Source organism: Methylomonas sp. LW13 (genome assembly GCF_016865255.1).
Taxonomy (GTDB): domain Bacteria; phylum Pseudomonadota; class Gammaproteobacteria; order Methylococcales; family Methylomonadaceae; genus Methylomonas.
In genome coordinates this window covers 3,686,481-3,713,354 of record NZ_CP033381.1, presented here as the reverse complement: position 1 = coordinate 3,713,354, position 26,874 = coordinate 3,686,481, and the positions used below count along the sequence as shown (strand labels likewise).

Here is a 26,874-nt window from a genome sequence, read left to right as displayed (position 1 = left end):
ATGGCTCAAGCTGCCAAGAAAGGTAAAATGCGCGTCGCCCACCAATCTATGCTCTCCAGATAGATGTTGGCGATACGCTCGGGATTTATATCACGAAAGGTGCTAAGGCCCGGCTCCCAGCGCTCGTAGGCGATGCAGAATTGTAACGCTTCGCCGGCGTTGCCGCGATATTTCAAAATGGCATCGTCGACATCTTCCGCCAGCGGCAATTGTTCCAATACTTTGGTCGCCGGCATGTCCAGCAAGCTGTCCAAACCCGACAGCATACCAATTAAAAAATAATGCTCCTGATCGTCTTTAAGTTCTCGCGCTATCAATTCGCACATTTTGGCGCGGATCAGCACGTTTTGCAGCACCGAGGACGGTTTGCCGGACATAGACGATAAGGCCAGAATATTGACCCAGCGCTTGATCTCGACCAGCCCCAGGCAGGCAATGGCATGCTGAATGGATTCTATTTTTTGCGGGAGGCTAAAAAATGCGGAATTTAAATAATGCAGCAACTTAAAACTCATCCCGACGTCTTGCGAGATAATCTTGCCTATTTCCGCGAAACTGGCATCCGCTTTATTCACGGTGGACAACAATTGGATGGCTGCCGTTTGGCTGACCCCTAACCGCTTGCCCTCCACGATATTCGGTTTGCTGAAGAAAAACCCTTGAAACAGCTCGCAGCCCCATTCGCGCAAGGTTTCAAATTCCTGATGTGTTTCGACTTTTTCCGCCAGCAATTTGAGTTTGTAGGGTTTTAGCTGTTCGATCAGTTGCCGGGTGCCCTCCAGGCCGTCGGCCATCACATCCAGCTTGATAATGTCGGCAAATTCCAGCAAGGGCAGCCACTCCGGTGACAAGACGAAGTCGTCCAGAGCGATGGTGTAGCCCAGTTGCGATAATTCTTTCAGGTTGGCGACGATGTTGTCATCGATAGCCACGCTTTCCAGCACTTCAATGACGATGCGCTCTTTGGGCAAATGCAGCGGCGTTTTGTCGAGTATGTTTTGCGTGGTGAAATTAATGAAGGCTTTGTGCGGGCCGACCAGTTCGTTCAGGCCGATTTCCAACAGCGTATCGGTGATGACTTGATTAGTGGCGTTGGCGGCACCATCTTTCAAACTGAGATCGAAATCCTTGCCTCTGAATAAAATCTCGTAGGCGAAAGTGTCCAGATGGCGGTCCAGGATTTGCTGTCTGCCAATCAGAAAATCTGTCATTTATTTACGGGCTCCCGATCATTGCACTATCATGAGAATAGGTCGCGCCTTATACCATGTTCAAATAGTTTAAGTCGAGAATGGCCGGCCAGTCTCAATTTCAATCATATGGAGATTTATATGTCCGAATCAGCGTCATTGACAGTAAGCGGTATGAAATGCGGCGGTTGCGAGAACAGCATCGTCAGTAAAGTGTCGGCCATCGCCGGTGTGGTAACGGTGCAGGCTTCGCACAAAGACAAGCGGGTTGAAGTCGAATTTGATCCGGCGCAAACCGACTTGGATGAAATCGAAGACGTTATCACCGACGCCGGTTTCAAGGTCGAATAAAGCCCGCATCGGCGGCCGTCCGCTTTTGGGCGCAGATCAAAACGGTATTACTCGGGAATCCTCATCATGACTTTAGAGCAATCGACTAATCAGCAACAGGAAATACGCCTTTCCATACTCGGCATGCGTTGCGCCGGTTGCGTCAGCGCGGTGGAAACAGCCTTGCAATCGGTACCGGGGGTCGAGTCCGTTGCCGTCAATTTTGCCGATCACTCCGCCACTGTCGGCGGCAATCCGGACCATCAAGCCATGAAGCAGGCCTTGAAATCCGCCGGCTACGATGCGGCGGTGATGGAAGGGTTGGAAGACCCGAGCGAAGAGGAAAAGCAGGAAGAAGAGCGTTATCGCGATTTGCTGCGCAAGGCAGGCGTGGCCGGTGTATTGGGCCTGCCCTTAATGGCGGGCGCGCATCTGGACTTGTTTCCGGCGATGGGTAGTGCCGCCGGCACGGTGTTTTGGTCCGAAATGGCCTTGCTGACGCTGGCGGTGATGTTTTATTCCGGCGGACATTTTTTTCATAGCGCGCTTAAATTGCTGCTGGTCAAGCAGGCCAATATGGATACCTTGATCGCGCTGGGTACCGGCTCGGCGTGGTTGTACTCCTGTATCGTCATTGATTACTCCGGCCAGCTGCCTTCACTGTCCGCTCATGCCTACTTCGAGGCCTCGGCGGTGATCTTGGCGTTCATCAATCTGGGCAGTGCGCTGGAAACTCGGGCGCGGGGTAAAACCTCGGCGGCGATACGCGCGCTGATCGGTTTGCAACCCCGTACCGCTCGGGTGGTGCGAGAGGGACAAGAGATCGATATTCCTATTGAGCAAGTCGGTCTTGGTGAAACCTTGCGGGTTAGACCCGGCGAAAAAATCGCCGTGGACGGTGTGGTGTTGGAAGGACATTCCACTATCGACGAATCCATGCTGACCGGCGAATCGATGCCGGTTGAGAAAATGGAAGGTGCCAGTGTCGCCGCCGGCACCATCAATCAGCAAGGCAGTTTTTTATTTAGCGCGACCCGCATTGGCCGCGATACCGCTTTGGCGCAGATTATTCAAAGCGTGCGGCAAGCGCAGAACAGCAAACCGGCGATTGCCAAACTGGCGGACAAGATTTCCGCGGTATTTGTCCCCACCGTGGTGGGCATATCGGTACTGACTTTTTTAATCTGGTTGAGTATTGGCCCAGACCCGGCTCTGGGTTATGCGTTTGTCACATCGATGACGGTGTTGGTAATTGCTTGCCCGTGCGCATTGGGTTTGGCTACGCCGATTTCGGTGATGGTCGCGGTCGGTCGTGCCGCGCAAATCGGTATATTGATCCGCAAAGGCGAAGCCTTGCAAAGCGCCGGCAAGTTGACTTGCCTGATTCTGGATAAGACCGGCACCGTCACTGCCGGTAAGCCCAGTCTGGCTGAAGTGATCGCTTTTGGCGATGTCGACGAAGTCCAGGTGTTGCAGTATGCCGCCAGTCTGGAATCGGGGTCCGAACATCCCTTGGCCGCAGCGATACTGGCGGCTGCCGAACAAAAACAGCTTAAGTTGGAGAAGGTCAGAAAATTTCAGGCCGTGGCCGGGCACGGTATCGCCGGCCGCATCGCGGATCGGCAATGTTTGTTCGGCAATGCCGCGTTGCTAGCGGAACATGGCATCGACGATAGCAAGCATCGCGATAAAATGGCCGAGTTGGCGGCAAAAGGCCAGACACCAATGTTTTTGGCCGTCGAAAATTCGGTGGTTGGCATCGTGTCGGTCGCAGACCCGATTAAACCCGATTCCGCCGCAGCGGTACGGCAATTACGGAAGCAGGGTATCCGCGTGCTGATGGTGACGGGCGACAACGAGATCACCGCGCAAGCGATAGCGGCGCAAGCCGGAATCAGCGAAGTCCGAGCGCAAGTCTTGCCACAAGACAAAGCCGCCGTGGTAAAAGCCTTGCAACAGCAAGGCGAAATTGTCGGCATGGTCGGTGACGGTATCAACGACGCGCCGGCCCTGGCGCAAGCGGATGTCGGTTTTGCGATTGGCACCGGCACCGACGTGGCTATCGAAAGCGCCGACATTGTGTTGCTGCAAGGCTCCTTATTGAAGGTGTCCGAGGCAATGGCGCTGTCGACATTGACGGTTGCCAATATCAAGCAAAACCTGTTGGGTGCATTTTTCTACAACACTATCGGCATTCCGGTCGCGGCCGGTTTGCTGTATCCGTTATTTGGCTTGTTACTCAACCCAATGATTGCCGGCGCGGCCATGGCCATGTCATCGGTCACGGTCGTCAGTAACGCCAATCGTTTGCGCTGGATTAAGCTGGATGTTCAGTTGGGGGCGAAGAATGAATAGCGTGCCTAAAGCGTCGGTACAAACCTTCAGTATCGCCGACTATACGGGATGGCCGGACGACGAGCGCTGGGAGTTAATCGACGGCGTTCCTTACAATATGAGTCCCGCAGCCAGCATCAAACATCAGACGGTTGCTGGACGTGTTTTTAGCCGGATGGAACAATTTTTAAAAGGTAAGCCCTGCAAGCCTTTAATCGCCCCTGTGGACGTCATTCTCTCCGAGCATGATGTGGTGCAACCGGATTTGTTAGTGGTCTGCAACCCGGAAAAGATCGGCGAAAAAGCCATACACGGTGCGCCGGATTTGGTGGTAGAGGTTTTGTCCCCCAGCACGGCGCTGAAGGATATGCGTGAAAAGAAAGCGCTCTACGAGCGTGCCGGCGTGAGGGAATATGTGGTCATCGACCCGTTGGAAAATTATGTTCAGCGTTTTTTTCTGGGCGCAGACGGTCGCTATGCCAATGCCGACGTTTTTGGGGTTGAGGAAGATTTGCCCCTGTTGAGCTTGCCGGAGTTGATTTTGCCCTTGGCGGAGGTATTTGAGTTGTAAGGCGCTATTGGCTTGCAGGCAAACCGAATAGCGCGCTGGGTGGCTTACAGTTTGAATTGGGAAATCGTGGTATGTAAATTACCGGCGATTTTTTGCAAATGATGGGCTTCTTCCGCGGTTTGCTCGGCGTCCTTCGAGTTGTTGATGGTGACGTCATTAATCGAATTGATGTTTTGATTAATGTGCTCGACGACGATTTTTTGTTCCTTCACCGCGTCGGAAATATGCGTATTCATGGTGGAAATTTGCGCCACCATGCTGGAAATGTTGTCCAGCAACTCGCCGGTACTTTCGATGACTTCAACGGTCTCCTTAGCCTGATTTCGGCTTTCCGACATGGCTTTCACCGCTTCCCGCGAGCCTTGCTGCAAGCGTTCTATCATCGCTTGAATTTCATGCGTGGAATCCTGGGTTCGGCTGGCCAGTGTCCGCACTTCGTCCGCCACTACCGCAAAACCACGGCCTTGTTCGCCGGCTCTGGCGGCCTCAATCGCCGCATTGAGCGCCAATAAATTGGTCTGATCGGCGATGCTCTGAATCACATCCAGCACCGAGCTGACATTCACGCAGTTTTGCTCGACATTACCGATTACGGTGCTGGCCCTGTCGATATTGTTAGACAGCGCATGAATCGATTGCACCGTATTGGTCACCACTGCCTTGCCGTGGTTGGCGGCCACGCTGCTTTTCTGCGCCGTTTGCGCGGCGTTAGCCGTGTTGTTGGACACTTCCGTCACTGTCGCGGATAGTTCCGTTACCGTTGCCGCGACCTGATCCGTGCCCATCTGCTGTTTCAAAATATCCTCTTGTACCCGCTCGGACATTTGGCTCAAGCGGTTCGAGGCGGTGTTCAACTGGTTGGATTCCGTCGCCACTTGCCGCATCAGGCTGTGTAAGACGCTTAAAAATTCGTTGAACTGGGTGACGATAATGCCGACTTCGTCACTGCCTTCGTGCGGAATGCGCCGGGTCAAATCGCCGCCGCCCTGTCTAAGCAGATACAGCGATTTTTGCAGCTCGGTCAATGGCGGTTCTATTTTGAAATAAAGCATGCTCAAACAGACCGTCACAAACAGTAGCAACACGATGGAAAAAGCAATACGCGATAGGCTGTAATCGTGCAAAGACGAACTTAATTGTTGTTTGGCGAGGGCAAGCTCCCGATCAAGTTGCTCGGTAATTCTGATTAATTCTTCGGTCAGCGTGGCAGCTGTGTCGTCAAGACCTGAGCCCGGCGCCTTCATGGTAACGGTGCCTGCTTCGGTGCCCAACTTAATGTAATCCCAACCCATCTTTACGCCGGCATCGTGCATTACTTGAATTTCCCGTTTCAATGTTTCGACTTGCGCGCGTAGTACCGGGTGAGATTGTTCGGCTTTGTCCAGATTTAACAATGCGGCGTCCAGGTTTTCTTTGGCTTCGGCAAAGCCGCCATCATCATGCGTCGCGCCGACGTCGGTCAGAAATTGTTGAATCTGCACGACATGAAAACGCACATGAGACAAATAGTCCGAGGTGTTTTGTTTCTGAGTTGCCGCCTGCAAGTTGTCGTCTATGGACTGAAACGCATGCCACAGCGACAACACAAACAGCAGATTGGCAAATGCCAAAGCGGAAGCAATTAAGATCAGCGAAGATTTGATTGAGATATTTTTAAACATGAGGTTTTTGGGTAATTATTTTTCAAGTTTTTCTAAATCGGTCACCAACGCCGCCATTGCCGCAACGGCATGGTGTTGGGCTTCTGACAGTGCGTCGCCGTTGTTTAAGGCGTACAAACCGATCTGCCGGTTGAGTTCGGCAATTAAGCGTGCGCGATGCTCGCGGCGGTTGCGTAGTTTGGCAACCATATTCGAAAACGACAGCGCCAAATCCTGTAGCTGATCGTTTTCTCGCAAGTGCGTGACGGTATCAAGCTTGCCGTCGCCGACCTCTTGGCAGAGTGTTTCGAAGCGATATAAGGGCCCGGCGATTTTATGCGAGGCGTAAAGAACGGTGCTCACCGCAATGCCGCCGGCAACCAAAATGGCCACCAAGTTGCCGATTAAAATCGATACGCCCAGGCGTTCCGCCGCATTAACGATATTGGCGTGCGCCGACTGGGATTGGGCCTGCAGATCGCCGCCGGTCATCCAATAAATCAGTAAGGCCGAACATAATCCGGCCAGCAATATCAGTGCAAAAGCGCCGAGGATGAAACGGCCTTGAAAATCCCTTTTGATAAAAATTTGGCGACGTTTGGTAACGGTATTGTTCATTTTCAGGAACCTTAGTTGACGTTGTGACAAGTTAAACAGAGCTCGCCGTCGCTGTTGTTACGGCGGAGCAAAAAGCTTTTTTTCAGTCTTTCGGCGTTCATCAGTTTATCCATGAAGCTGTGGCTGGCTTGTGGCCGGTCGCTATCCAGCTTGCCGTGCGTGTAGTGGCAGGTCAGACAGGTAATGTCGTTTTCCTCGTTAAGCGGCAAGTCGGCGGGTACCGGAAAGTCGATATTCAAGCCCACTTTGTGGCCTTGGTTGGGATTATGGCACGAGGAGCACATGGCCACGCCATCCTTGCTAAAGGTGGTTTGATCCGCTGATATATTTTTGCTGTGTAAAATGCCGTCCTCTTTGATTTCCGGCGTCGTGGTATGGCAATTACTACACCCCGCTTGCGGCGATTGCTTGGAAATGAGGTGCGGATTGTCGTCGGCGGTATGCGCGCCACTGACGAACAATAACAAAAGTGCGCCGGTGCCGCCGGCCAATAAGCATTTGTATAGGAGCTTGTTCATGATTAAAAAGACATGACGATTTGGGCTATGCCCAGTTTTCTGTCGAAATAGCGCTCGGCGGTTTCTGTGCCCAGCGAATCGTTGTATTCAAATTTGACCCGTAAATGATCGCTGAATTTGTAGTTAAACCCGAGGCTAAGCATGGAGAGATCGTTGATCGCCACTGTGCTGCCATCAAAGTCCAGGCCAAGGTCTTGCGAAGGCTGCCAGCGGCTGTAGCGGGCGAACACCACGATGGGCTGTTTGCTCAGGCTTTCCAAATCCACGGTCAGCGTGGAGTGGTAGCCCAATTGGTGGCCTTTGCCGAACGGGCTGGTGTTTGGATCGGGGATGATGACAGTGCCATCCGCGTCTTGTTCCAAAAACACCTGTTGATGCGCGTTCAGCAGCATGAATTCGTTTTGTAAACGCCACATGCCGTAGCCGATACTCAAGTCAGCGCCGTAAACGGTATTGCGGATGCGGTTTTCGCCATCGAACTCGCTCAGATGGGAGACACCGATTTCGATACCTTCCGGATTGGCGTTGTGGATTTTGTAGGTATTTTGCCCCATAGCCAGGCCCACCCGGCCGCCGACGGTATGGCCGTCATTGGCGTACAGCGCGTCTGTCCAGAATACCGAATAGTTGAATATATCCCAGGCACCGTAGGAACGAATGCCGTCGGCATTGTAACCGCCCAATTGCATGCGGGAGGTGGTCAACGGGGCGGTAACAGTGATGCGGTCCTTGTTAGCGAAGTTTTGGTAATCGTTGCCGAACGGTAAGTCGAAACGGCCGGCCTGGATGTGCAGACCTTTGTTATTGAAAATCCGGCCGCGCGGCGGAATACGATCATTAAACATATGGTAGTCGACTAGCGCGACGGCGATACCGGCCATTGTGCTGCCGCCACTCAGCGCGCCGGGGCCGCTGTTACCGCAAAATACCGCACCGGGCGCACCATAGTCGGCGTTGGATGAGTTGCCGCATAACACTAAAGCCGAGCTGGCACCGAAGTGGTCGTCGTGCACATAGTCCAGGTCCAACTCCACCGAGCCGACGCTAAAGGTCTGGTCAGTAGAGTTGCCGGTTTTGGCGTTGATGTCGAAAAAACCGCTCATTTGCAGGCCGTTGGCTTCGGCCGCTTCTTTTAAGGCAGCAATTTTTTTGTCCAGGGCCTGGAGTTTGGTGTCCACGGTTGGTTCAGGTTTGCCGTTCGCAGCCGTTTTCAGCGGTGCCGGGGCTGGTTCGCCCGCCTTAGCGACTGCCGGGCTTGGCGTCGCCGCTACAGCGCTGCTTCTTTCTTGTTCCAGTTGTTTGATACGAGCTTCCAGTTGTTCGATTTTCTGGTCTTTTTCCTTCAGCACGCCTTGCACAATCTGGCGGATATGTTCGTCTTCCGCAGCGGTTGCATGCGCGTTGGCGTGGGCTGCCACGCTGAGCAGGGCGATAGCTATTCGCAGTTTTCTTGGATGCATATCTGTCTCTGGGTGTAGGCTTAGGACTACGTTTGTTTCAGAATCGTCGTATTGAGGCAAGGTTAGTTGCTTTTGTTGGCATTACAAGTTGATGCATGGGGCTGGCCTTATCCAGCGGGCTCAGCTTATCCCTGGCGCCTCGTTTGAGCTGAGTTCGTCAAAGCCTGGAGTGGTTTGTCCTTCGATAGACTCAGTCCCCTCAATGGCATCAAGGCGGATGGTATTTAAGGGCCGGGTTAATCATTCGCCGATCTGTTTGCGAATGATGGTGCGGCTTATTCAACACAGAATCTAATGTTACAATGAACGGTTTTATGCCCGGCGCGCGTCTGTCAAAGGCTGGGAAACCGCGAATCAAGCTTAGGTCGTTTATGAATAAACTGAAATGTGCCGTGATAGGTGCCGGATATTTAGGAAAATTTCATGCGGAAAAATACGCATCGTTAAAGGATTGCGAGTTGGTGGCGGTGGTTGACATCAATCCCGAGGCGGCACAACAAGTCGCCGAAAAAACTGGCGCCCAAGCTTTAACGGATTACCATGAATTACTCGGCAAGGTTGATGCGGTCAGTGTTGTGGTGCCCACCAGCTACCATCACAGCGTCTCCAAAGACTTTCTGAATGCCGGTGCGCATGTACTAGTGGAAAAGCCGATCACCGTTACCGTAGAAGAAGCCGATGAACTGATCGCGATTGCCAAGGAAAAAAACGTCATTCTGCAGGTCGGGCATTTGGAACGCTTCAACCCGGCCGTACGCGGTTTGGAGAAAATGGAAGACAAACCGCTGTTTATCGAGTCGCACCGCTTGTCGCCGTTCAATCCGCGCGCTAATGACGTGAGCGTGGTGCTGGATTTAATGATTCACGACATCGACATCATCATGGCGCTGGTCGATTCGGAAGTGGAAAAAATCGACGCCAGCGGCACCGCCGTATTAACCCAGGGCACCGACATCGCCAATGCCCGCATCACCTTTAAAAATGGTTGCGTGGCCAACGTCACCGCCAGCCGGATCAGCATGAAAATGGAACGCAAAATGCGCATGTTTCGGCCGTGTTCCTACATTTCCGTGGACTTTCAGAATCGGGTCTTGATTAAACATAGAACCGGTGAGAAGGAAATGTTTCCCGGTATTCCAGAAATTGTCACTGAGGAATCGGTATTCGAAAGCGGCGATGCCTTGCTTGATGAGATTAAACATTTTGTCAATTGCATCAAGACCGGCGAAAATCCGCTGGTTCCCGGCGAAGCGGGCCGCAAAGCCCTGGCTACCGCAATAGAAATCACCAAATTTTTAACCCATCGATAAAGGGCTGACACTATGATCCCCATGGTCAATCTGCAAGCGCAGTATGCGGAAATTCAAGATGAAATCGTCGGCGGTTTCACCGAAACCCTTAACAATTGCGCGTTTATCCTGGGGCCGAATGTGCAGGCTTTTGAAAAAGAAGCCGCTGCGTATCTGGGCGTTAAACATGCCATCGGTTGCGCGTCCGGTACCGATGCATTGCATTTAGCCTTATTGGCGGAAGGCATAGGCGCGGGCGACGAAGTCATTACTAGCGCATTTACTTTTATTGCCACCGCAGAAGCAATCAAATACGTCGGCGCCAAACCGGTGTTTGTCGACATCGATCCGGGCACGTTCAATATCACCCCGGAAAATATCGAAAAAGCCATCACAGCCAAAACTAAGGCGGTGATGCCGGTGCATCTGTTCGGCCAACCTGCCGATTTGCCGGCCATCAAAGCCATTTGCGAAAAACATGATTTGAAACTGATCGAGGATTGCGCGCAATCCTTCGGCGCGACCGTCTACAACAAGCAAACCGGTAGTTTCGGCAATGCAGCCGGTTTTAGTTTCTTTCCCAGCAAGAACCTGGGCTGCTTCGGCGACGGCGGCTTGGTGACGACCGATTCCGACGCGACGGCGGCCAAGATCAAGCAATACCGCAATCACGGGTCGGACGTGCGCTACTACCACGACGTGATAGGCTACAACAGCCGGCTGGACGAGCTACAGGCCGTGGTGTTGCGCGCTAAGTTAAAACGCATCGATCAATACAATGCCGCTCGTCGCCATGCCGCGCATTTGTATTCTGATCTGATGGCCGATTTGCCCTTGACTACGCCTTATGAAGACGGCATTGGTGTGCATGTCTATCATCAATACACCTTGTTGTCCGACCGCCGCGACGAGGTCATGAAAGCCTTGCAAGAGCAGAAGATTGGTTGTGCCGTTTACTATCCGGTACCGCTGCATCAACAGAATGTGTTTAAAGAAGAGTGCGCAGGCCTTTCCCTGCCAGTTACCGAGTCGGTTGCGGCGCGTTGCTTCTCTTTACCGATTTGTTCCAATCTGAGCGACGATACCGTCAAGCAAATTGTCGAAGTGATTCGCGGCGTTTTCCCAGCGTAAATTCCAAAACGCATTAATGTAGGGTGGGCTAAGCACCGCGCAGCCCACCAACTATTCCCAAATGACCAATCAATCTGCCTACACGGTGCTGTTTAGCGCCGGCGAATCCTCCGGCGAGCAACACGCCGCCAATATGTTCCTGGAACTGAAACAGCGTTGTCCGTCGATTCGCGGCATCGGCATGGGCGGCAGCAAAATGCGCCAGGCCGGTATCGACGTGCGCTACGACTCGGCCGGCATCGGCGTGATCGGTTTGGTGGAAATTTTGAAGCACTACGGCGAGATCCGCCGCGCATTGAATTTACTGAAACAGATCATTCGCGATGAAAAACCGGATTTGCTGGTTTGCGTCGATTACAAAGAGTTCAACCTCAAGCTGGCGCGCTTTGCAAAAAGCCAAGGCGTGAAGGTGTTGTTTTACGTCAGTCCGCAAGTTTGGGCTTGGCGGCCGGGCAGGGTGGTGACCTACGGCAAGGCCATCGACATGATGGCGGTGATTTTTCCGTTCGAGACCCGCTATTACGAAGCCGAAAATGTCCCGGTCCGTTATGTGGGCCATCCCTCGGTAGATAAAGTCCATCCGCAGGGCAGTCGCTCCGAGGATTTCGAGTTGTTCGGCCTGGACCCCCATCGGCCTGTCGTCGGCATACTCCCTGGCAGCCGCGGCAACGAGATCAAACGTATCCTGCCGGTGATGTTGGCAGCGGCGGCTAGTTTGGCCGCGCAGCGGCCGGAATTGCAGTTTGTCTTACCGCAAGCCGATTCGATCAGCGATGCGGCATTGGCTGCGCATTTCGTAAACACTTCGCTAGCCGTTAAGGTAATCAAACAGCAGCCTTATGATGTCATCCAATGCTGCGATGCGGTGATGACTACTTCCGGCACCGCCTCGCTGGAAATTGCCTTACTCGGCGTGCCGATGGTGATTGTGTATCGGCTGGCGGCGTTTAGCTATTGGCTGGGTAAGCGCTTGGTAAAAATTCCATTTATCGGGCTGCCGAATATCATTGCCGGCAAGACCATCGTCAAGGAATTGATCCAGGAACAACTGACGCCGGAAAATTTGGCGGCCGAGATTCTGCAACTGTTGGACGACGGGGATTATCGGCAAAATTGTCTAGCGGCGTTGCAGGCCGTCAAACACCAACTCGGCGATGGCGGCGGCTCAAAAAATATGGCGCAACTGGCCTTAGAGATGTTGGGCGGTGCTTAGCCGCTCAACACGGGTAAAGCATCCGGCGGCTTGCCGGCAAACCACCGTATTTTGAAACGTAACGGCGGCTTTTAAACCGATCCGCGGCTGCCGCGTTGGTCGTAAAACGCCGCAACAAATTCATCGAAAGTCTGCCCGTCAATCGCGTCCCGCAAACCTTGCATCAACTCCAGGTAATAGTGCAGATTGTGGATGGTGTTGAGCCTGGAGCCCAGCATTTCTTTGCACTTGTCCAAGTGTTTTAGATAAGAGCGCGAGTAGTTTCGGCAGGTGTAGCAACTGCAATCTTCGTCCAAGGGTCGGGTATCAAATTGGTATTGCTGGTTGCGGATTTTGATCACGCCGTGGCGGGTGAATAAATGGCCGTTGCGGGCGTTGCGGGTCGGCATCACGCAATCGAACATATCGATACCGCGCCTAACACCTTCCACCAGATCTTCCGGGGTGCCGACGCCCATCAAGTAACGGGGTTTGTCCACCGGCATTTTCTGGTGGATCGCATCCAGTGTCGCCAGCATTTCGTGCTTGGGCTCGCCGACCGACAAGCCGCCGATGGCATAGCCGTCAAAGCCGATGTCGGTCAACCCGGCTATCGATTCTTCGCGCAATTGCGGATACATGCCGCCTTGCACAATACCAAACAATGCAGACGAGTTACCTTCATGCGCACGCTTGCTGCGTTCAGCCCAACGCAAGGACAAGCGCATGGAGTCAGCGGCTTCTTGATAGGTGGCCGGGTATGGGGTACATTCATCAAAAATCATCACGATATCCGACCCTAGATCGCGCTGCACCTGCATCGATTCTTCCGGGCCCATGAAGATTTTGCTGCCGTTGACCGGCGATTTGAATGTCACGCCTTGTTCGCTGATTTTTCGCAACGCGCCCAGGCTGAATACCTGAAAACCGCCCGAGTCGGTCAGAATAGGCTTTTGCCAGCGCATGAAGTCGTGCAGGTCGCCGTGGGCTTTCATCACCTCCATACCGGGTCGCAGCAGCAAATGAAAGGTATTGCCGAGAATGATTTGTGCACCTAGTGCGTTTAAATCTTCCGGGGTTAGCGATTTTACCGCGCCGTAGGTGCCGACCGGCATGAAGATGGGGGTTTCCACCACGCCGCGGGCAAAAGTCAGTTGACCGCGGCGGGCGTGACCATCGGTGGCTTTGAGTTTGAATTCCATGCAAATCCGGCAAATGAAAAAAGGCGGAATTATCGGTCCTTTTCGTTCCGCAAGCCAGTGGAGTTGTCGTTTTGAGTTCAACAGGCGAGCGTGGCGGCTTTTGTCCCCTGAGAAAACTTGTTGGTGTCGGATTGTGTTATAAATTTGAGGCACTTGCCGCAGCTTTTCTATCGAAATACCTCAGGTTTAGTAATTCCGTTTATTATCGGGATATTGTTCATTTCACTATTTAAACTAGCAAAATTGATGAATTTTCTTCAGGCCATAACAACAATAATCGGCCGTTATCGGGAGAAGTATGTTGGATACTAAAAGCAAAACCATTTTGGTAGTCGATGATTCTCCGGAAAATCTCACCGTCATCAGCGAATTACTGCAACCGCAATACCGCGTGCGCGTCGCTACCTCCGGGCAAAGAGCCTTGCAGATGGCCGCCAATCAGCCTTATCCGGACTTGATTTTGCTTGACGTGATGATGCCGGGCATGGACGGTTACCAAGTCTTCGAGCATCTGCGCGCCGATCCTATCACGCGCACGATTCCGGTGATATTCGTCACGGCGATGGACAGCATGGAGTCCGAGCTGCATGGATTGGATGTCGGCGCGGTCGATTACATTACCAAACCCATTCTGCCGCCCATCGTTTTAGCGCGGATCCGCACCCAGTTGGAGTTAAAGCAGGCCAGAGATTGGTTGCGCGACGAAAACACCTACTTGGAAATGGAAATAGCGAAACGGATGAGCGAAAACGAGTTGATTCAAAAAGTCAGCATTCGCGCCTTGGCGCATCTGGCGGAAATTCGCGATCCGGAAACCGGCAACCACATCTTGCGCACCCAAGGCTACGTCCAGCATTTGGCCCTGGCCTTGCAGAGCCATCCGCGCTTTTTTGCGACATTGACCGATCATTACATCGAATTGCTGACGCGCTCCGCGCCCTTACATGATATTGGCAAAGTCGGGATACCGGACGCGATCCTGCAAAAGCCAGGCAAACTCACTCCCGAAGAATGGGCGGTGATGAAGACCCATGCCAAATTGGGCAGCGATGCGATAGAAATGGCCGAACGCGATGCGACGCGCTCTGTGGAGTTTCTGATTTTGGCGAAGGAAATCGCGCATTGGCACCATGAAAAGTGGGATGGCAGCGGCTATCCGGAGGCGTTGGCCGGCGATGCCATTCCGGTTTCCGCGCGGATTATGGCGCTGGCGGATGTATTCGACGCCTTGATTTCCCGGCGCGTTTACAAAGAGCCCATGGCTTTTGCTGAAGTCAAGACTATTATTGCTGAGGGACGTGGTCGCCACTTTGATCCGGACATAGCCGATGCATTTTTAGCCGATTTCGATTCATTCTGCGCTATTGCCCAACGCCATCTCGATTCAATCCCGGAGTAAATGAGTCATGACGCAACACGCTCGTATATTGTTGGTTGAAGACGAGGAAATCATCGCCATCATCATTCGGGATTTACTCGCTGCCGAGGGCTTTCAGGTGACGGTTTGCGCAAATGGCTGCATTGCCTGGGAAACGTTGCAGCACGACCGGATGGGCTACGATCTGGTGCTGTTGGACCGGGGCTTGCCGGGGATGAACGGTATGGAATTACTGCGATTGATCAAGGGAGATCGGGTCTTGGCTGCCATACCAGTGATTCTGCAGACCGCCCGCAGCGACAAAAGAAGCATCCAGGAAGGGCTTAGTCAGGGGGCTTATTACTATCTGACCAAACCGATTCAACCGGAAATCTTGATCGCCGTGATCAATGCCGCACTGCAACAACGCCGTGAGTTGCAGGAAATGTCCGAAACAGCCAATCGCGCCGGGCGTCCTTTGTCACTAGTGCAATCCGCCGTATTTCGTTTTCGCGATCTCGATGAAGCCAAGGTGTTGAGTCATTGTTTAGCCCAATCTTGTCCGGAGCCGGAGCGCGTCATCCAGGGTTTGCAGGAGTTGATGGTCAATGCGGTCGAGCACGGTAATCTGGGGGTTTCTTATGCGGAAAAAGGCGAACTGATGCTGGCGGGAGTCTGGCTGGAGGAAATTCAAAGACGTTTGACACTCCCGGAATTCAGCCGGCGTTTTGTTACTGTGCATTTCCAGCGTCTGCCGGATAAGCTGGTGTTCACCATTCAAGACCAGGGTGACGGTTTCGATTGGCAAGACTTCCTGGATTTTTCCCCGGAACGGGTGTTCGATTTGCATGGCCGCGGTATCGCGATGGCCAGATTGATGAGCTTTGATCGTCTGGAATATCAAGGTAACGGCAACACGGTAACAGCTGTGGTCAACGGCGTGTCCTTTTTGTACGGCTTCGACCATTAATTAGACTTTGCAAGCTCATGCAGTCGAATAACGATCCATCAAACTCAGCGCAGGTCAGCCGCAAAAGCGTCTTAGCCGTCGTACTGGTATACGCCATCTTCGCCGCCAGCTGGATTTTGGTATCGGATCAATTGGTACACCACGTATTCAAAGATCCGGACCAGCTGACGCTAGCCAGCATGCTGAAAGGCTGGGTTTATGTATTGGTGACTTCTTTATTGCTCTACGGTTTGATGCGGCGCTGGTTTGGTCGAAACAGCGAACCGCAAACCGTTCCCCAGGCACCGCGTAGCCATTGGTTGTCGCTGGGCTTATTGATAGTCGCCATCCTGGCTTTGATGGCTGCCAGCGCGGCGCTGACGATCGAGCAACACACCCAAGAAGAGTTCGGCCGGCTTCAGGCGGTCGCCGGCCTCAAGTCCAGGCAAATCAGCGACTGGCTGACTGAACGGCGCGGCGACGCGGATTTTATCCAAACCAGCGAATTTATCATCGACTTGTATCATCGTTGGCAGATTGATGGGGATCTGCAAAGTGCCGAACGCCTGCAAAGCCGTTTGGAACAATTTCGCAAAAGCTGGGGAGTCACGGCTATCAGTCTGCTTAGACCCGATGGCGAACGCTTATGGCGTTCCGCGAAAGCTCCCGCCACGCTGTTGCCTGAGCTGCTAAAACTTACAGAGTTGTCGACCAAATCGCGGCAAATCCAATTAGTTAATCCCTACAGAGATGATAGCGGGCGCGTCCTGCTGGATTTGGTGGTGCCGCTGACAGCGCAGCCGGTAGCGGCGCCGCTGATTATTTTACATATCGATCTCAGCGAGTGGCTGTTTCCGGTTCTGGAGAGTTGGCCTGTGGCGAGCGGCAGCGGCGAAACCTTGTTGTTTCGGCGTGCCGGCGATGAGATTCTCTATCTGAATCCGCTGCGTTTTCGTCCGGATGCGGCAGCTTCGCTGCGTTTGCCGCTCAACACGCCTAACTTGTTGGCCGGCAAGGCGCTGCAAAGTCCGGTGAGCCTCGACAACATCCTGGAAGCTAAGGATTACCGTAATGTCTCCGTCATCGGTCTGGTACAGGCGATTAGCGGTACCGACTGGCTGTTACTGACTAAGTTGGATAAGGTCGAAATCTACAGCAAAGCCAGAAGCGAAGTCGTCTGGATTGTTTGTGTCGGTAGTTTGACCATTTTTATCGTCTGCGCCGGTTTTTATCTGTTGCGGCAAAGTCAGAGCCTGGCCTTGGCCACGGCGGTGCAGAAGGCGCAAGCCGAGCGTTTGCGGGCGCTTGATTTATTAGCGGCAATCTCCGATTTGTCCGTGGACGCGATCTATGCTAAAGACCTAGACGGCCGGTATATTTTGTTTAATACCGCCGCCGCTAATTTTGTCGGCAAGCCGGTCGAGGAAGTCATCGGCCAGGACGATAGCGCGCTATTTCCGCAATATCAGGCCGAGCACTTGAAAGAGTTTAGCCGCCGGGTAATGGCGGAAAATATCACGCTGACGGAAGAAGAAACGCTGGACACCCAATTCGGATCAAAAACTTTCTTGACCACCAAAGGCCCGCTGTGCGATGCAAACGGTAAAACCATCGGGGTGTTCGGTATCTCGCGGGACATTACCGAACGTAAACAGGCCGAGCTGAAGCTGCGCGAGAGCGAGGCGCGCTTTCGCGGTTTGGTGGAACAGTCACTGGCCGGCATTTATATTATTCAAGACGCACGATTTGTTTACGTGAATCCAGGGTTTGCCAGGATCTTCGGCTATCAGCGGACCGAGGATATTATCGACGGCAAAACTGTGGCTGATCTGGTCTGTCCGCAAGACAGGCAGATGGTGTTGGAAAATTTGCGTCGACGCCTTGATGGCGAGATTGAAGACCTTAACTACTGTTTCGAAGGCTTACACCGCAACGGCCAAAGCATTGACGTTGAGGTACATGGCCGTAGCTTCGATTACAAAAACCGGCCGGCGGTGATTGGTTTTATTCTGGATGTCAGCGCCCGTAAAGCCGCCGAAGACCAACTTAATCTCCAGGCCGCGGAATTAAAAGCGCGGAATGATGAATTGGAGCGGTTTAATCGGGCCATGGTCGGCCGCGAGCTGGACATGGTTAATTTAAAGCAGCAGGTCAATGAGCTGTCTGCGCAGCTTGGTCGCCAGCCCCCCTATACATTGGCGTTTCTCTCAACCCAACCCGAAAGTGCTGTTGGTCATGATTTTGCTGAAGTTCCCACCGAATCCGGCTTGGACCCTCTCAAACCGCACGGAACATCAGTAAGCAATGCGGACGGATTAATGGGCGGCGATACATCGGCTGCGGAAGAAGACCGTTTATGAGTATCCCCGAGCCGCCATCAGGCGAATTTTCCGCGTTGGTGCGTTCCCGTTACCGGAGCAGCCAAAGACTCGCCTACGTGTCGGCGGTGGTCCTGGTATTGGCCGCGCTGGCAATTCGCTTGTGTTTGCCGGCATCCATTGGCGAGCGCCCGATGTTGCTGTTATTTTTGTTTCCGGTGATCGTGAGTGCCTTGTTCGGCGGCTTGGGGCCTGGATTATTGGCGACATTGATGGCGGCGATGGTCAGCGATTTCCAACTGTTGCCTCCCTATTACAGCTTGGCAATTGCCGGCCCTTACGATGTAGTGCAATGGACGTTATTGATTGGCAATGGTGTTTTAATCAGCCTGCTTAGCGAATTCCTGCTGCGGACCCGGCAACGCGAGAATGCTCACTGGCAACAATTGCTGCACGCGCGCGACCAACTGCAGGTTAGCCAAACCTTATTTCAGACTACGTTCGAACAAGCGGCGATAGGCATTTGTTTATTGGCACCGGACGGGCGTTGGCTGAAGGCTAACCGCCAATTTTGCGAGATAGTGGGTTATAGCCTGGAAGAATTGCTAAGCAGCAATTTTTCGGACATTACCTATTGGGAGGATTTTGGCGATTTGTTGCAGATGCCGACAGGTGAAGGAGAAATAAATAGTTTTTCCGGAGACAAGCGTTTCATTCATAAGAACGGCAGTGTTGTCTGGATTAGATTAAGCGCTTCCGTGGCGCTTAAGCCGGATGGTAGCCCTGCGTGTTTTATCTTGCTCATGGAAAACATAGAGCAGCGTGAACAAGCGTTACTGGCGCTACATGAAAGCGAGATGGCTTTGAAAGTCGCCCAGCGTTTAGCCGCCTTGGGCAGTTGGGAATGGGACTTGCGCACCGGCGAATCGAAGTGGTCGGAGCAGATATACAGTTTATTCGGCCGCGCCCCTCATTTACCGCCAGCCGGCTATGACGAGGTTGGGCGATATTTTAAGCCCGATAGCTGGCAGCGCTTGCAAGCTGCCGTAGCTCAGGCTTGTAGCGACGGCTTGCCTTATGAATGCGAGGTGGAAATGCAGAACGATGGCGAACTGCATCGCTGGGTAGTGGCCCGCGGCGAAGCGGTCCGCGATGAGCAGGCTAACATCGTGGCTTTGCATGGAACCGTGCAGGATGTTACCCCACGTAAACAAGCCGAACTTGCGCTGCAAGAGGCGCAGCGGGCGGCCCTGGAAAAGCAACGCGAGGCCAGGCTAGCCGCACTCAATTTGATGGAAGATGCGCTGGCGGCCCGCAAAGCGCTTGAAGCGGCGAATGCCTCGCTGCGCGAAAGCGAAGAATTTAAGCGGGCTATTTTGGATTCGGTGAGCGCCAACATCGCCGTGCTGAACCGCGATGGTGTGATTGTCTCCGTCAATCGACCCTGGCAGCAGTTTGCCGAGGATGATGCTCTGGCATGCGGGCAATCCGCTGATATTTGCAGCATAGGCACCAATTATTTGCAGATTTGCCGGCAGGCATCGGGTCCTTATCGGCAGGGGTCGCAGGCCGTATTCAACGGATTGTCGGCGGTGCTGGAAGGCCGGCTTCCCCGCTTCAGGTATGAATATGCCTGCCATTCCGCGCAGAAGCAGCGTTGGTTTGCCATGGTCGTCACGCCTCTGGGATTTGGGGAAGGCGGCGCGGTGGTTTCTCACACCAATATCACCGAGCGCAAGTTGGCGGAAATGGCCTTGGTCGAAAGTGAGGAGCGCTTACGTCTGGCCCAAAGTACTGCCAATATCGGCATCTGGGATTGGCATATTGATAACGACAAAGTGCAATGGACTCCGGAACTTGAGACGATGTTCGGTTATGCGCCAGGCACTTTTTCCGGGGACTACTCGGCTTTTTCCCAGCGCGTGCATCCCGACGATTTGGTCGAGCTGGAGCATTTTCGAGATTCAGCGGTTGCCGCGCATCGGACTTTTGATTTTGATTTTCGGGTGCAAGCGGAGCCGGGGCGTTTCAGATGGCTAAATTGCAAGGGCGGAGCCAGTTACGATGATATGGGCCGGGCGCAAAGGGTATTTGGGGTTTGTATCGATATTACCGAACGTAAAAATACTGAAAACGAACTCAAGCTCTGGGCGCAAGCATTCGAAAACGCCGAATTCGGATTGGCGATTGCCGACGCGCAGAGCAATTTGTTCTTGGCTGTGAATCCGGTATTTGCTAAGGAGCGTGGTTACGCCCGAGAAGAATTGATCGGTAAACCGGTCATGACGGTTTATCCGGCCGATTGGGTCGAACAGATCAAACAGCAGATCAATATTCTGGATTCGACCTGTCATGGGGTATTTGAGGCGGAACATCAACGCAAGGACGGCAGTCGTTTTCCGGTGATGATAGACGTGACTATTATCAAATCCGGCGACGGCAAATCCATCAGGCGTGTGGCCTATGCCTTAGATATTAGCGAGCGCAAAGCCGCCGAGGTTGCTCTGCGCGAGCAAACTGAGGCCCTGCAGCGTTTCAACCGAGCCATGGTCGGCAGGGAAATGGACATGATCGCATTGAAACAAACCATCAACGAGCTGTCCGGGCAACTGGGACAGGAACGCCCCTATCCGCTGGCGTTTATAGAGCAAGCCGGCACAAACCCGGTTGGGAATGTTCCGGGATGAAACGCGCCCGGTTTGCGTATTACTTAGCCGCCATGATGATCGTGATGGGTCTATGAATCCTGAATTGAAATTACTGATTATCGAAGAATTACAGGCTGATTATCTGGCCCTGGTGCACCACTTGCAGCAGAACGGCCTAAGCGTGGCATGCCGGCGGATAGATAGCCGCGCGGCGCTGGCGATGGCTTTGCAAGACGACTGGGATTTGGTGCTGTCGGATTACGCGGTACCGGGAATAGATATTCGCGATACCTTGCAATTCATTCAAACGCACAGTAAAGATTTGCCGGTTATTCTGGTCTCCGCCAGCGTCGGCGAAGAAGTCGCGATGGAGTTGTTACGGCTGGGGATGGTCGATTTCGTGTACAAGGACAATCCGGTCCGCTTGGTGCCCTCCATACGCCGGGCTGTCGAGGAACGCGATCAACGCCGGTTAAGACGTGAAGCGGAGCAGGCCTTGCGGCAAAGCCAGGAGCAAGCCCTGTTAGAGCAGCATCAGGCGCAACTGGCGGCCTTAAATTTGATGGAAGATGCCATCGCAGCCCGCCAGCGCGCGGAAGCTGCCGCGGAAGCCTTGCGCGCGAGCGAACGGCGTTTAATGCTGGCGCAGGAGGGGGCGCATGTCGGGATTTGGGATTGGGATATTGTCAATGATCGCGGTTATTGGTCGCCGGAATGCGAGCGGCTATATGGCTTGGAACCCGGCAGTGTGCGGTTCAACGCTGACTGGCGCGCAAGAGTGCATCCGGACGATCAGCATTTGATTGATGCGCAGTGGGAAAGCCGCATTTTGCGTGGCGAGGCGTTCGAGGTGGAGTTTCGCTATATTTTGCCATCCGGCGAAACGCGATGGCTGAGCAGCAAGGGCCGTGCGCAATATGACGCCGCGGGTAAACCGATCATGCTGTTTGGGGTCAATCTGGATATTAGCGAGCGCAAACAAACCGAACAGCAACTGCGTAAGTTGGCGCAGGCGGTGGAACAAAGCCCGGCCAGTATTATCATCACCAACCTGAACGGCGATATCGAATACGTTAACGAGGCGTTTTTGCAGGTGAGCGGCTACCGGCGCGACGAGGTCATCGGCCGTAATCCGCGCATATTGCAATCGAAAAAAACCCCGCCGGAAAATTATCGGGCGTTGTGGACCGCACTGGGCTGTGGTCAGACCTGGAAAGGCGAATTTATCAATAAACGCAAGGACGGTAGCGAGTATGTGGAATTTGCCATCATCGTGCCAATCCGTCAGGCCGACGGCAGCGTAACCCATTTTGTTGCGGTACAGGAAGACATCACCGAGAAGAAACGTGTGGCGCTCGAGCTGGATCAGTATCGGCACCACCTGGAAGATTTAGTGGCCAGCCGCACGGCTGAACTGGAAGCGGCGAAACTGTTGGCCGATGCCGCCAATCAAGCCAAGAGCGCCTTTTTGGCCAATATGAGTCACGAGATTCGTACCCCCATGAATGCCATCATCGGCTTGACTTATTTGCTGCGGCAAAGCAGTCCCAATCCGGAACAAAGCGAGCGTTTGGACAAAATCGATGGCGCCGCCCAACATCTATTGTCGATTATTAACGACGTGCTGGATTTATCGAAGATCGAAGCCGGCCGGCTGGAGCTGGAGCAAACCGATTTTTCCCTGGCGGCGGTATTGGACCACATTCGTTCCATTATCGCCGATCAGGCGCGGGCCAAGGCCTTGAGCATAGAGGTGGATGGGCAGGGCGTTCCGCAATGGCTGCGCGGGGATCCGATGCGTCTGCGCCAAGCGATGCTCAACTATGCCACCAATGCAGTGAAGTTTACCGAACGCGGTTCGATCCGGTTGCGGGCGATGGTGCAGGAGGAAACCGCCGCGGGCTTGCTGCTGCGCTTCGAGGTGAACGATTCCGGAATCGGTATAGAAGCGGAGCAACAAGCCGGTTTATTTCAGGCTTTCACTCAGGCCGATGTGTCGACCACCCGCAAATATGGCGGGACAGGCTTGGGATTGGCGATTACCCGCCGCCTGGCGAATATGATGGGCGGCGATGCCGGCGTCGATAGCGTATTGGGTGAAGGCAGTTGCTTTTGGTTTACCGCCCTGGTTCAACGCGGGCACGGCGTCATGCCTTTACACCCCAGTGAAAAGCCCGTCGACGCGGAAATGGCGTTACGCCGAGATTACGCTGGCGCGCGTTTGCTTTTAGTGGAAGATAATCCGATCAATCGGGAAGTGGCGCTGGAGTTGTTGCATGGCGTGGGTTTGGCAGTGGATACCGCCGAGAACGGGCGAATCGCCCTCGAAAAAATCGGCGAGAACGCCTACGATCTGGTGTTGATGGATGTACAGATGCCGGAAATGGACGGTCTGGAGGCGACGCGGGCGATACGTGCGCAGCCGAGTTTTGCCGGCTTGCCGATTTTGGCCATGACCGCCGCCGCATTTGAGGAAGACCGGCATGTTTCGCTCGCTGCGGGTATGAACGATTTTGTCGCTAAACCGGTGATTCCGGAAGATCTTTACGCAGCTTTGTTGCGCTGGTTGGCACCGCGTTCTGATCCGCGTCCCCTGAGGCCCGATAAAGCGGAGGCAGGGCGCTTTTCGGCAAAAACGGGGGCATCGGACGATACGCTGCCGCCGGCTTTGCTGGCCATCAGCGGCCTGGATACCAAGCAAGGCCTGGCTGTAGTGAAGGGCGACGTGGATAAATATCAACGATTGTTGAGTATGTTTGCCGATGCCCACAATGAAGACTTGAAACAAGTTCAGGCCTACTTGGTTGATGGCAAATCCGCCGAAGCAAAACGCATCAGTCACTGCTTAAAAGGCGTTGCCGGCACGCTGGGTGCCAAACAGGTTGCCGATTTGGCGGCTAAATTGGACCGGGCGATAGCCGAGAACAGCGATTTGGCGGTCTGCATGGAGTTGGCGGCGTTGTGCGATAGCGAATTGACGCATTTGGTTCGCGCTATTCTGGATTTACCTTCCCAACCGGCAAGCAGCGACGCAGATGAGGAAATTATCGATGCGGAAAATATGCGCCAAGTCGTAGCTGCACTGGCAAGTCTTTTGGCAATTGGCGATGCGCAAGCCAGCCGTTTGGCGCGGGAATACGCCGTGTTGCTGCGGTCAAAATTGGGGGCTACATATCCGGATTTTGCCAGGCAAATCGAAGCGTTCGACTATCAAGCCGCTTTATTGCTTTTACAAGCTGCGGATTTATAAGGCTGTAAGCTGAGTGAGGTTTTAAAACTATGGCTGTCAATCGGTAGCGGCTGGCATAAAAAAGCCGCAGTCACTAAAAGCGAGCGCGGCTATTGCTGTGCAAAGTGCCGAGTCAGGACATTTGCGATTGCAGATAATTTGGCAAACCAATCATGTCGATCAAGCTCAATTGTTTTTCCAGCCAGTGTGCATGATCTTCCTCGGTGTCGTCCAGCATCACTTCCAGAATTTCTCGGGTTTGGTAATCGCGCACGGTTTCGCAATAGGCGATGACTTTGCGCAAATCCGCAACCACTTTGTATTCCACCGCCAGATCGTTTTTCAACATCTCCGGCACGTTGGTGCCGACCGCCAGCGGTTCGCGTTTGGATAAATCCGGCGTGCCTTCCAGAAACAAAATTCGCTTGATCAAGGCATCCGCATGGTTGGTTTCGTCTTGAACCTCGTGATTGATGCGTTCGTATAATTTGCTGAAGCCCCAGTTTTCATACATCCTGGAATGAATAAAATACTGGTCTATTGCGGTCAGTTCGCCTGCCAGCAATTCGTTTAAGTGAGCTATGACTTGTTTGTCGCCTTGCATATGCCGCCTCCCGGATAAATTTGCTAATGCCCTTTGCTATGGTAATACAAAATGCCGCCGGATACTGGGTTTGCGTGGATTCCCGCTGGGCCATTGTCACCCCGGTCCTTAAATACCGTTCGGCTTAATAAATCAATGCAGCTTGATAGCGTTCCTGCTAAGCAGCGGAACAAAAGCCTTGTTTAGATCGGTAGCAAGTGCCGTTGGCTCGCCATTAACGATGAATACCAGCCGGCTGCGGCCATCGTCGCTTGTTCTGGCGGTTAATGGGGTAGGTGGGTACAGTCGAGTGCCGGCTGCCTGAATCACCATCGGTTCGGTTTGTTCGGCAAGATAAACCACGCCTTTGATGCGCAATAAGTCTTGTGGGTGGCGGTTAAGCAGCTCTTGGAGGAGGGTTTGCAGGTGCTGCCAAGGCAGAATTTGTTCCAGGTGCAGCGAGATACTGCGAAAGTTATGTACCGGTAACGGGCCGGCAGGAGGCAAGCGGCGCAAGCTTGGGCCTGCTTTAGTCAGCAGGCTAAGTGCATGAAAGTCTTCTGCCGTCAGTCTGGGCGTGGCCGGCGCTAGAACTTGCAAGCGGGTTGCCAACGCGGCTTGCTGGTCGGCATTGCTTACGTCGGCATGGGTCAGCAATAAGGTATCGGCCCAAGCCACCTGCGCCCGCGCTTCGGCAAAACTGTCCAGCTGTGCCGCAGCAGAGGGTATAGCCAAGGTAGTGATGACGTTTTGCAAATGATAACGGCCAGCCAGCCAGCGCTCGCGCAACAGAGTATCCAAAATCGGTTCCGGGCTGGCGATGCCGCTGGCTTCGATAATCATGCGTGCGAAGGGCTTGCTTGTCGCTTGTTCCCAAGCCATCCACAGGTTTTTTAACGTGGGCGCCAGCGCACCTTTGACCTTGCAGCACAGACACCCGCCGGACAGCACGGTCAGCGGCAGATTTTGGTTTGCCAACAAATCCTGATCGACCGGTATTTCGCCGAACTCGTTTATCACCACGGCGGTCTTTACCCCGTCAGCCAAAAATCGATTCAACAAGGTGGTTTTGCCGCTGCCGAGGAAGCCGGTGAGCACAAAAACAGGGATTTTGTCTGGATCGGGCATTTTCAAGTGGTCGCCGCTTTCTTCATGAAAAGCTGTGATTACGAGGTCCAAGCGAATACAAATTTAATTTACCTATTCGGACCGGTTATCTGTAAAGGCGAATTATGCCTGTTTTTTGAACCGGAACGTCAACGACAACTGGTGACTGGCCTGCTGCCCAGTGACCAATAACCCATTCAGCGACTTTGTTTAAACGCCTACCCGGCAAGAAGCCAAGGCCTCCAGCATATCCTCCTTGGGTAAGTTGCGACCGATAAACACCATACTCGATTCCCGTGCTTCATCGGCTTGCCAAGGGTTGCCGAAAGTCTCGGTCATCAGCATATGCACACCTTGATAAATCACTTTTTGTTCGCAGCCGGCGATGTTAAGAATGCCCTTGTAGCGGAGCAAGTCGTTGCCGTAGTCGCGGATCATGATGTTCAGGAATGCCAGAATCCGCGCGGCATCCAGAGGCCGGTCGGTTTGGTAGACCAAGGCACGGATGTCGTCCTCGTGCTCATGGCTGATGTCTTCCAGAAAATCCGGTTCGATTTTCAAAATGTCATCCAGATTAAAGCCGTCGATATCCAGAATATCGCCGAGTTCAGTTTGGCCGAAATGCACGTGTTTGATTGGCGCTCTGGGGTTCATAGCTCGGAGGCGGGTTTCCAGATCCAGAACAATTTCCGGCTCCTGGAGGTCGGTTTTCGATAGGAGAATCCGATCAGCAAAGCCGACTTGCTCTTGCGCTTCGTGGTGTTCGGCTAGCTGGTGGTGGGCGTGCACGGCATCGACGACGGTGATGATGGCGTCCAGCTGGTAGTTTTCGGCAATGTTTTCGTCGACGAAAAAGGTTTGGGCAACCGGAGCCGGGTCGGCCAAACCGGTGGTTTCGATGATGACTCGTTCAAATTGGAGTTCTCCGGATTCGCGGCCGTCGCTGAGTTCGCCGAGAATACGCACCAAGTCGCCGCGCACGGTGCAACAAATACAGCCGTTATTCATGGTGACGATTTGTTCGTCGGCTTGCACTAAAAGTTCGTTGTCGATACCGGCTTCGCCGAATTCGTTTTCGATCACCGCAATCCGTTTGCCGTGGTCTTCACTGAGAATCCGGTTCAACAAAGTGGTTTTGCCGGCGCCGAGAAAGCCGGTGAGAATGGTCACGGGCACGGCGCTGTTAGTTTTGAGGTTGGCGTTCATAG

20 protein-coding genes are annotated in these 26,874 nt (G+C 53.5%); 11 read left to right on the top strand and 9 right to left on the bottom strand.

The genetic code is table 11. The annotated features are described in order from the left end of the window. Positions 1-5: 5 nt before the first annotated feature. Positions 6-1,211, bottom strand: coding sequence for an EAL and HDOD domain-containing protein (locus JL719_RS16680; protein WP_020485445.1), 1,206 nt, complete (start codon positions 1,209-1,211; stop codon positions 6-8). Between the two features lie 120 nt (positions 1,212-1,331). Here JL719_RS16680 and JL719_RS16675 point away from each other — a divergent pair, with 120 nt between their 5' ends. From JL719_RS16675 to JL719_RS16665, 3 genes are all read left to right on the top strand, one after another. Next, positions 1,332-1,541: a heavy-metal-associated domain-containing protein gene (locus JL719_RS16675; RefSeq protein WP_033155407.1), complete on the top strand. Its 210-nt coding sequence runs from the start codon at positions 1,332-1,334 to the stop codon at positions 1,539-1,541. 66 nt (positions 1,542-1,607) lie between these two features. Continuing rightward, on the top strand, positions 1,608-3,875 hold the full coding sequence (locus JL719_RS16670; RefSeq protein ID WP_033155406.1) for a heavy metal translocating P-type ATPase: 2,268 nt from the start codon (positions 1,608-1,610) through the stop codon (positions 3,873-3,875). Beyond that, entirely contained in the window at positions 3,868-4,425 is a 558-nt protein-coding gene (locus JL719_RS16665; RefSeq protein WP_033155405.1) for a Uma2 family endonuclease, read from the top strand. Before JL719_RS16670 ends, JL719_RS16665 begins: the two co-directional genes overlap by 8 nt. Before the next feature lie 44 nt (positions 4,426-4,469). Here JL719_RS16665 and JL719_RS16660 read toward each other — a convergent pair whose 3' ends face one another. The 4 genes from JL719_RS16660 to JL719_RS16645 are packed head-to-tail and all read right to left on the bottom strand — an operon-like array spanning position 4,470 to position 8,661. Further along, positions 4,470-6,086, bottom strand: a complete 1,617-nt coding sequence (locus tag JL719_RS16660; RefSeq protein ID WP_051669651.1) for a methyl-accepting chemotaxis protein — start codon at positions 6,084-6,086, stop codon at positions 4,470-4,472. 15 nt (positions 6,087-6,101) lie between these two features. Then, a complete protein-coding gene (locus JL719_RS16655; protein ID WP_033155404.1) occupies positions 6,102-6,683 on the bottom strand; it encodes a hypothetical protein in 582 nt (193 codons plus the stop codon). Between the two features lie 11 nt (positions 6,684-6,694). Further along, the gene (locus JL719_RS16650) at positions 6,695-7,201 is read right to left on the bottom strand and encodes a cytochrome c3 family protein (RefSeq protein WP_033155403.1); all 507 of its coding nucleotides are present in this window, start codon (positions 7,199-7,201) and stop codon (positions 6,695-6,697) included. 2 nt (positions 7,202-7,203) lie between these two features. Beyond that, positions 7,204-8,661: a hypothetical protein gene (locus JL719_RS16645; protein WP_033155402.1), complete on the bottom strand. Its 1,458-nt coding sequence runs from the start codon at positions 8,659-8,661 to the stop codon at positions 7,204-7,206. A 371-nt stretch (positions 8,662-9,032) separates the two neighbouring features. On the opposite strand from JL719_RS16645, the gene JL719_RS16640 reads away from it, so the two are divergent. The 3 genes from JL719_RS16640 to lpxB all read left to right on the top strand — a co-directional run bounded on the left by JL719_RS16640 (position 9,033) and on the right by lpxB (position 12,294). Further along, a complete protein-coding gene (locus JL719_RS16640; protein ID WP_033155401.1) occupies positions 9,033-9,971 on the top strand; it encodes a Gfo/Idh/MocA family protein in 939 nt (312 codons plus the stop codon). A gap of 12 nt (positions 9,972-9,983) precedes the next feature. Further along, positions 9,984-11,081, top strand: coding sequence for a DegT/DnrJ/EryC1/StrS family aminotransferase (locus JL719_RS16635; protein WP_033155400.1), 1,098 nt, complete (start codon positions 9,984-9,986; stop codon positions 11,079-11,081). 61 nt (positions 11,082-11,142) lie between these two features. Further along, a complete protein-coding gene (gene lpxB, locus JL719_RS16630; protein ID WP_033155399.1) occupies positions 11,143-12,294 on the top strand; it encodes a lipid-A-disaccharide synthase in 1,152 nt (383 codons plus the stop codon). A 71-nt stretch (positions 12,295-12,365) separates the two neighbouring features. Here the strand turns inward: lpxB and tgt are convergent, their stop codons facing one another. Continuing rightward, the gene (tgt, locus tag JL719_RS16625; protein WP_033155398.1) at positions 12,366-13,475 is read right to left on the bottom strand and encodes a tRNA guanosine(34) transglycosylase Tgt; all 1,110 of its coding nucleotides are present in this window, start codon (positions 13,473-13,475) and stop codon (positions 12,366-12,368) included. A gap of 298 nt (positions 13,476-13,773) precedes the next feature. Between tgt and JL719_RS16620 the strand changes: the two genes are divergently transcribed. The 5 genes from JL719_RS16620 to JL719_RS16600 are packed head-to-tail and all read left to right on the top strand — an operon-like array spanning position 13,774 to position 23,997. After that, on the top strand, positions 13,774-14,874 hold the full coding sequence (locus JL719_RS16620; protein WP_033155397.1) for a response regulator: 1,101 nt from the start codon (positions 13,774-13,776) through the stop codon (positions 14,872-14,874). 7 nt (positions 14,875-14,881) lie between these two features. After that, positions 14,882-15,802, top strand: a complete 921-nt coding sequence (locus JL719_RS16615) for a response regulator (protein ID WP_033155396.1) — start codon at positions 14,882-14,884, stop codon at positions 15,800-15,802. A 17-nt stretch (positions 15,803-15,819) separates the two neighbouring features. After that, the gene (locus JL719_RS16610) at positions 15,820-18,141 is read left to right on the top strand and encodes a PAS domain S-box protein (RefSeq protein WP_051669649.1); all 2,322 of its coding nucleotides are present in this window, start codon (positions 15,820-15,822) and stop codon (positions 18,139-18,141) included. Continuing rightward, positions 18,138-20,786, top strand: a complete 2,649-nt coding sequence (locus tag JL719_RS16605; protein ID WP_051669647.1) for a PAS domain S-box protein — start codon at positions 18,138-18,140, stop codon at positions 20,784-20,786. Before JL719_RS16610 ends, JL719_RS16605 begins: the two co-directional genes overlap by 4 nt. A gap of 52 nt (positions 20,787-20,838) precedes the next feature. Next, the gene (locus tag JL719_RS16600; protein ID WP_033155395.1) at positions 20,839-23,997 is read left to right on the top strand and encodes a response regulator; all 3,159 of its coding nucleotides are present in this window, start codon (positions 20,839-20,841) and stop codon (positions 23,995-23,997) included. A gap of 112 nt (positions 23,998-24,109) precedes the next feature. Here the strand turns inward: JL719_RS16600 and bfr are convergent, their stop codons facing one another. The 3 genes from bfr to JL719_RS16585 all read right to left on the bottom strand — a co-directional run bounded on the left by bfr (position 24,110) and on the right by JL719_RS16585 (position 26,872). Further along, positions 24,110-24,580, bottom strand: a complete 471-nt coding sequence (gene bfr, locus JL719_RS16595; protein ID WP_033155394.1) for a bacterioferritin — start codon at positions 24,578-24,580, stop codon at positions 24,110-24,112. Positions 24,581-24,712: 132 nt separating this feature from the next. After that, the gene (locus tag JL719_RS16590) at positions 24,713-25,687 is read right to left on the bottom strand and encodes a CobW family GTP-binding protein (RefSeq protein ID WP_033155393.1); all 975 of its coding nucleotides are present in this window, start codon (positions 25,685-25,687) and stop codon (positions 24,713-24,715) included. Between the two features lie 189 nt (positions 25,688-25,876). Then, a complete protein-coding gene (locus JL719_RS16585) occupies positions 25,877-26,872 on the bottom strand; it encodes a CobW family GTP-binding protein (RefSeq protein ID WP_033155392.1) in 996 nt (331 codons plus the stop codon). Positions 26,873-26,874: the final 2 nt, after the last annotated feature.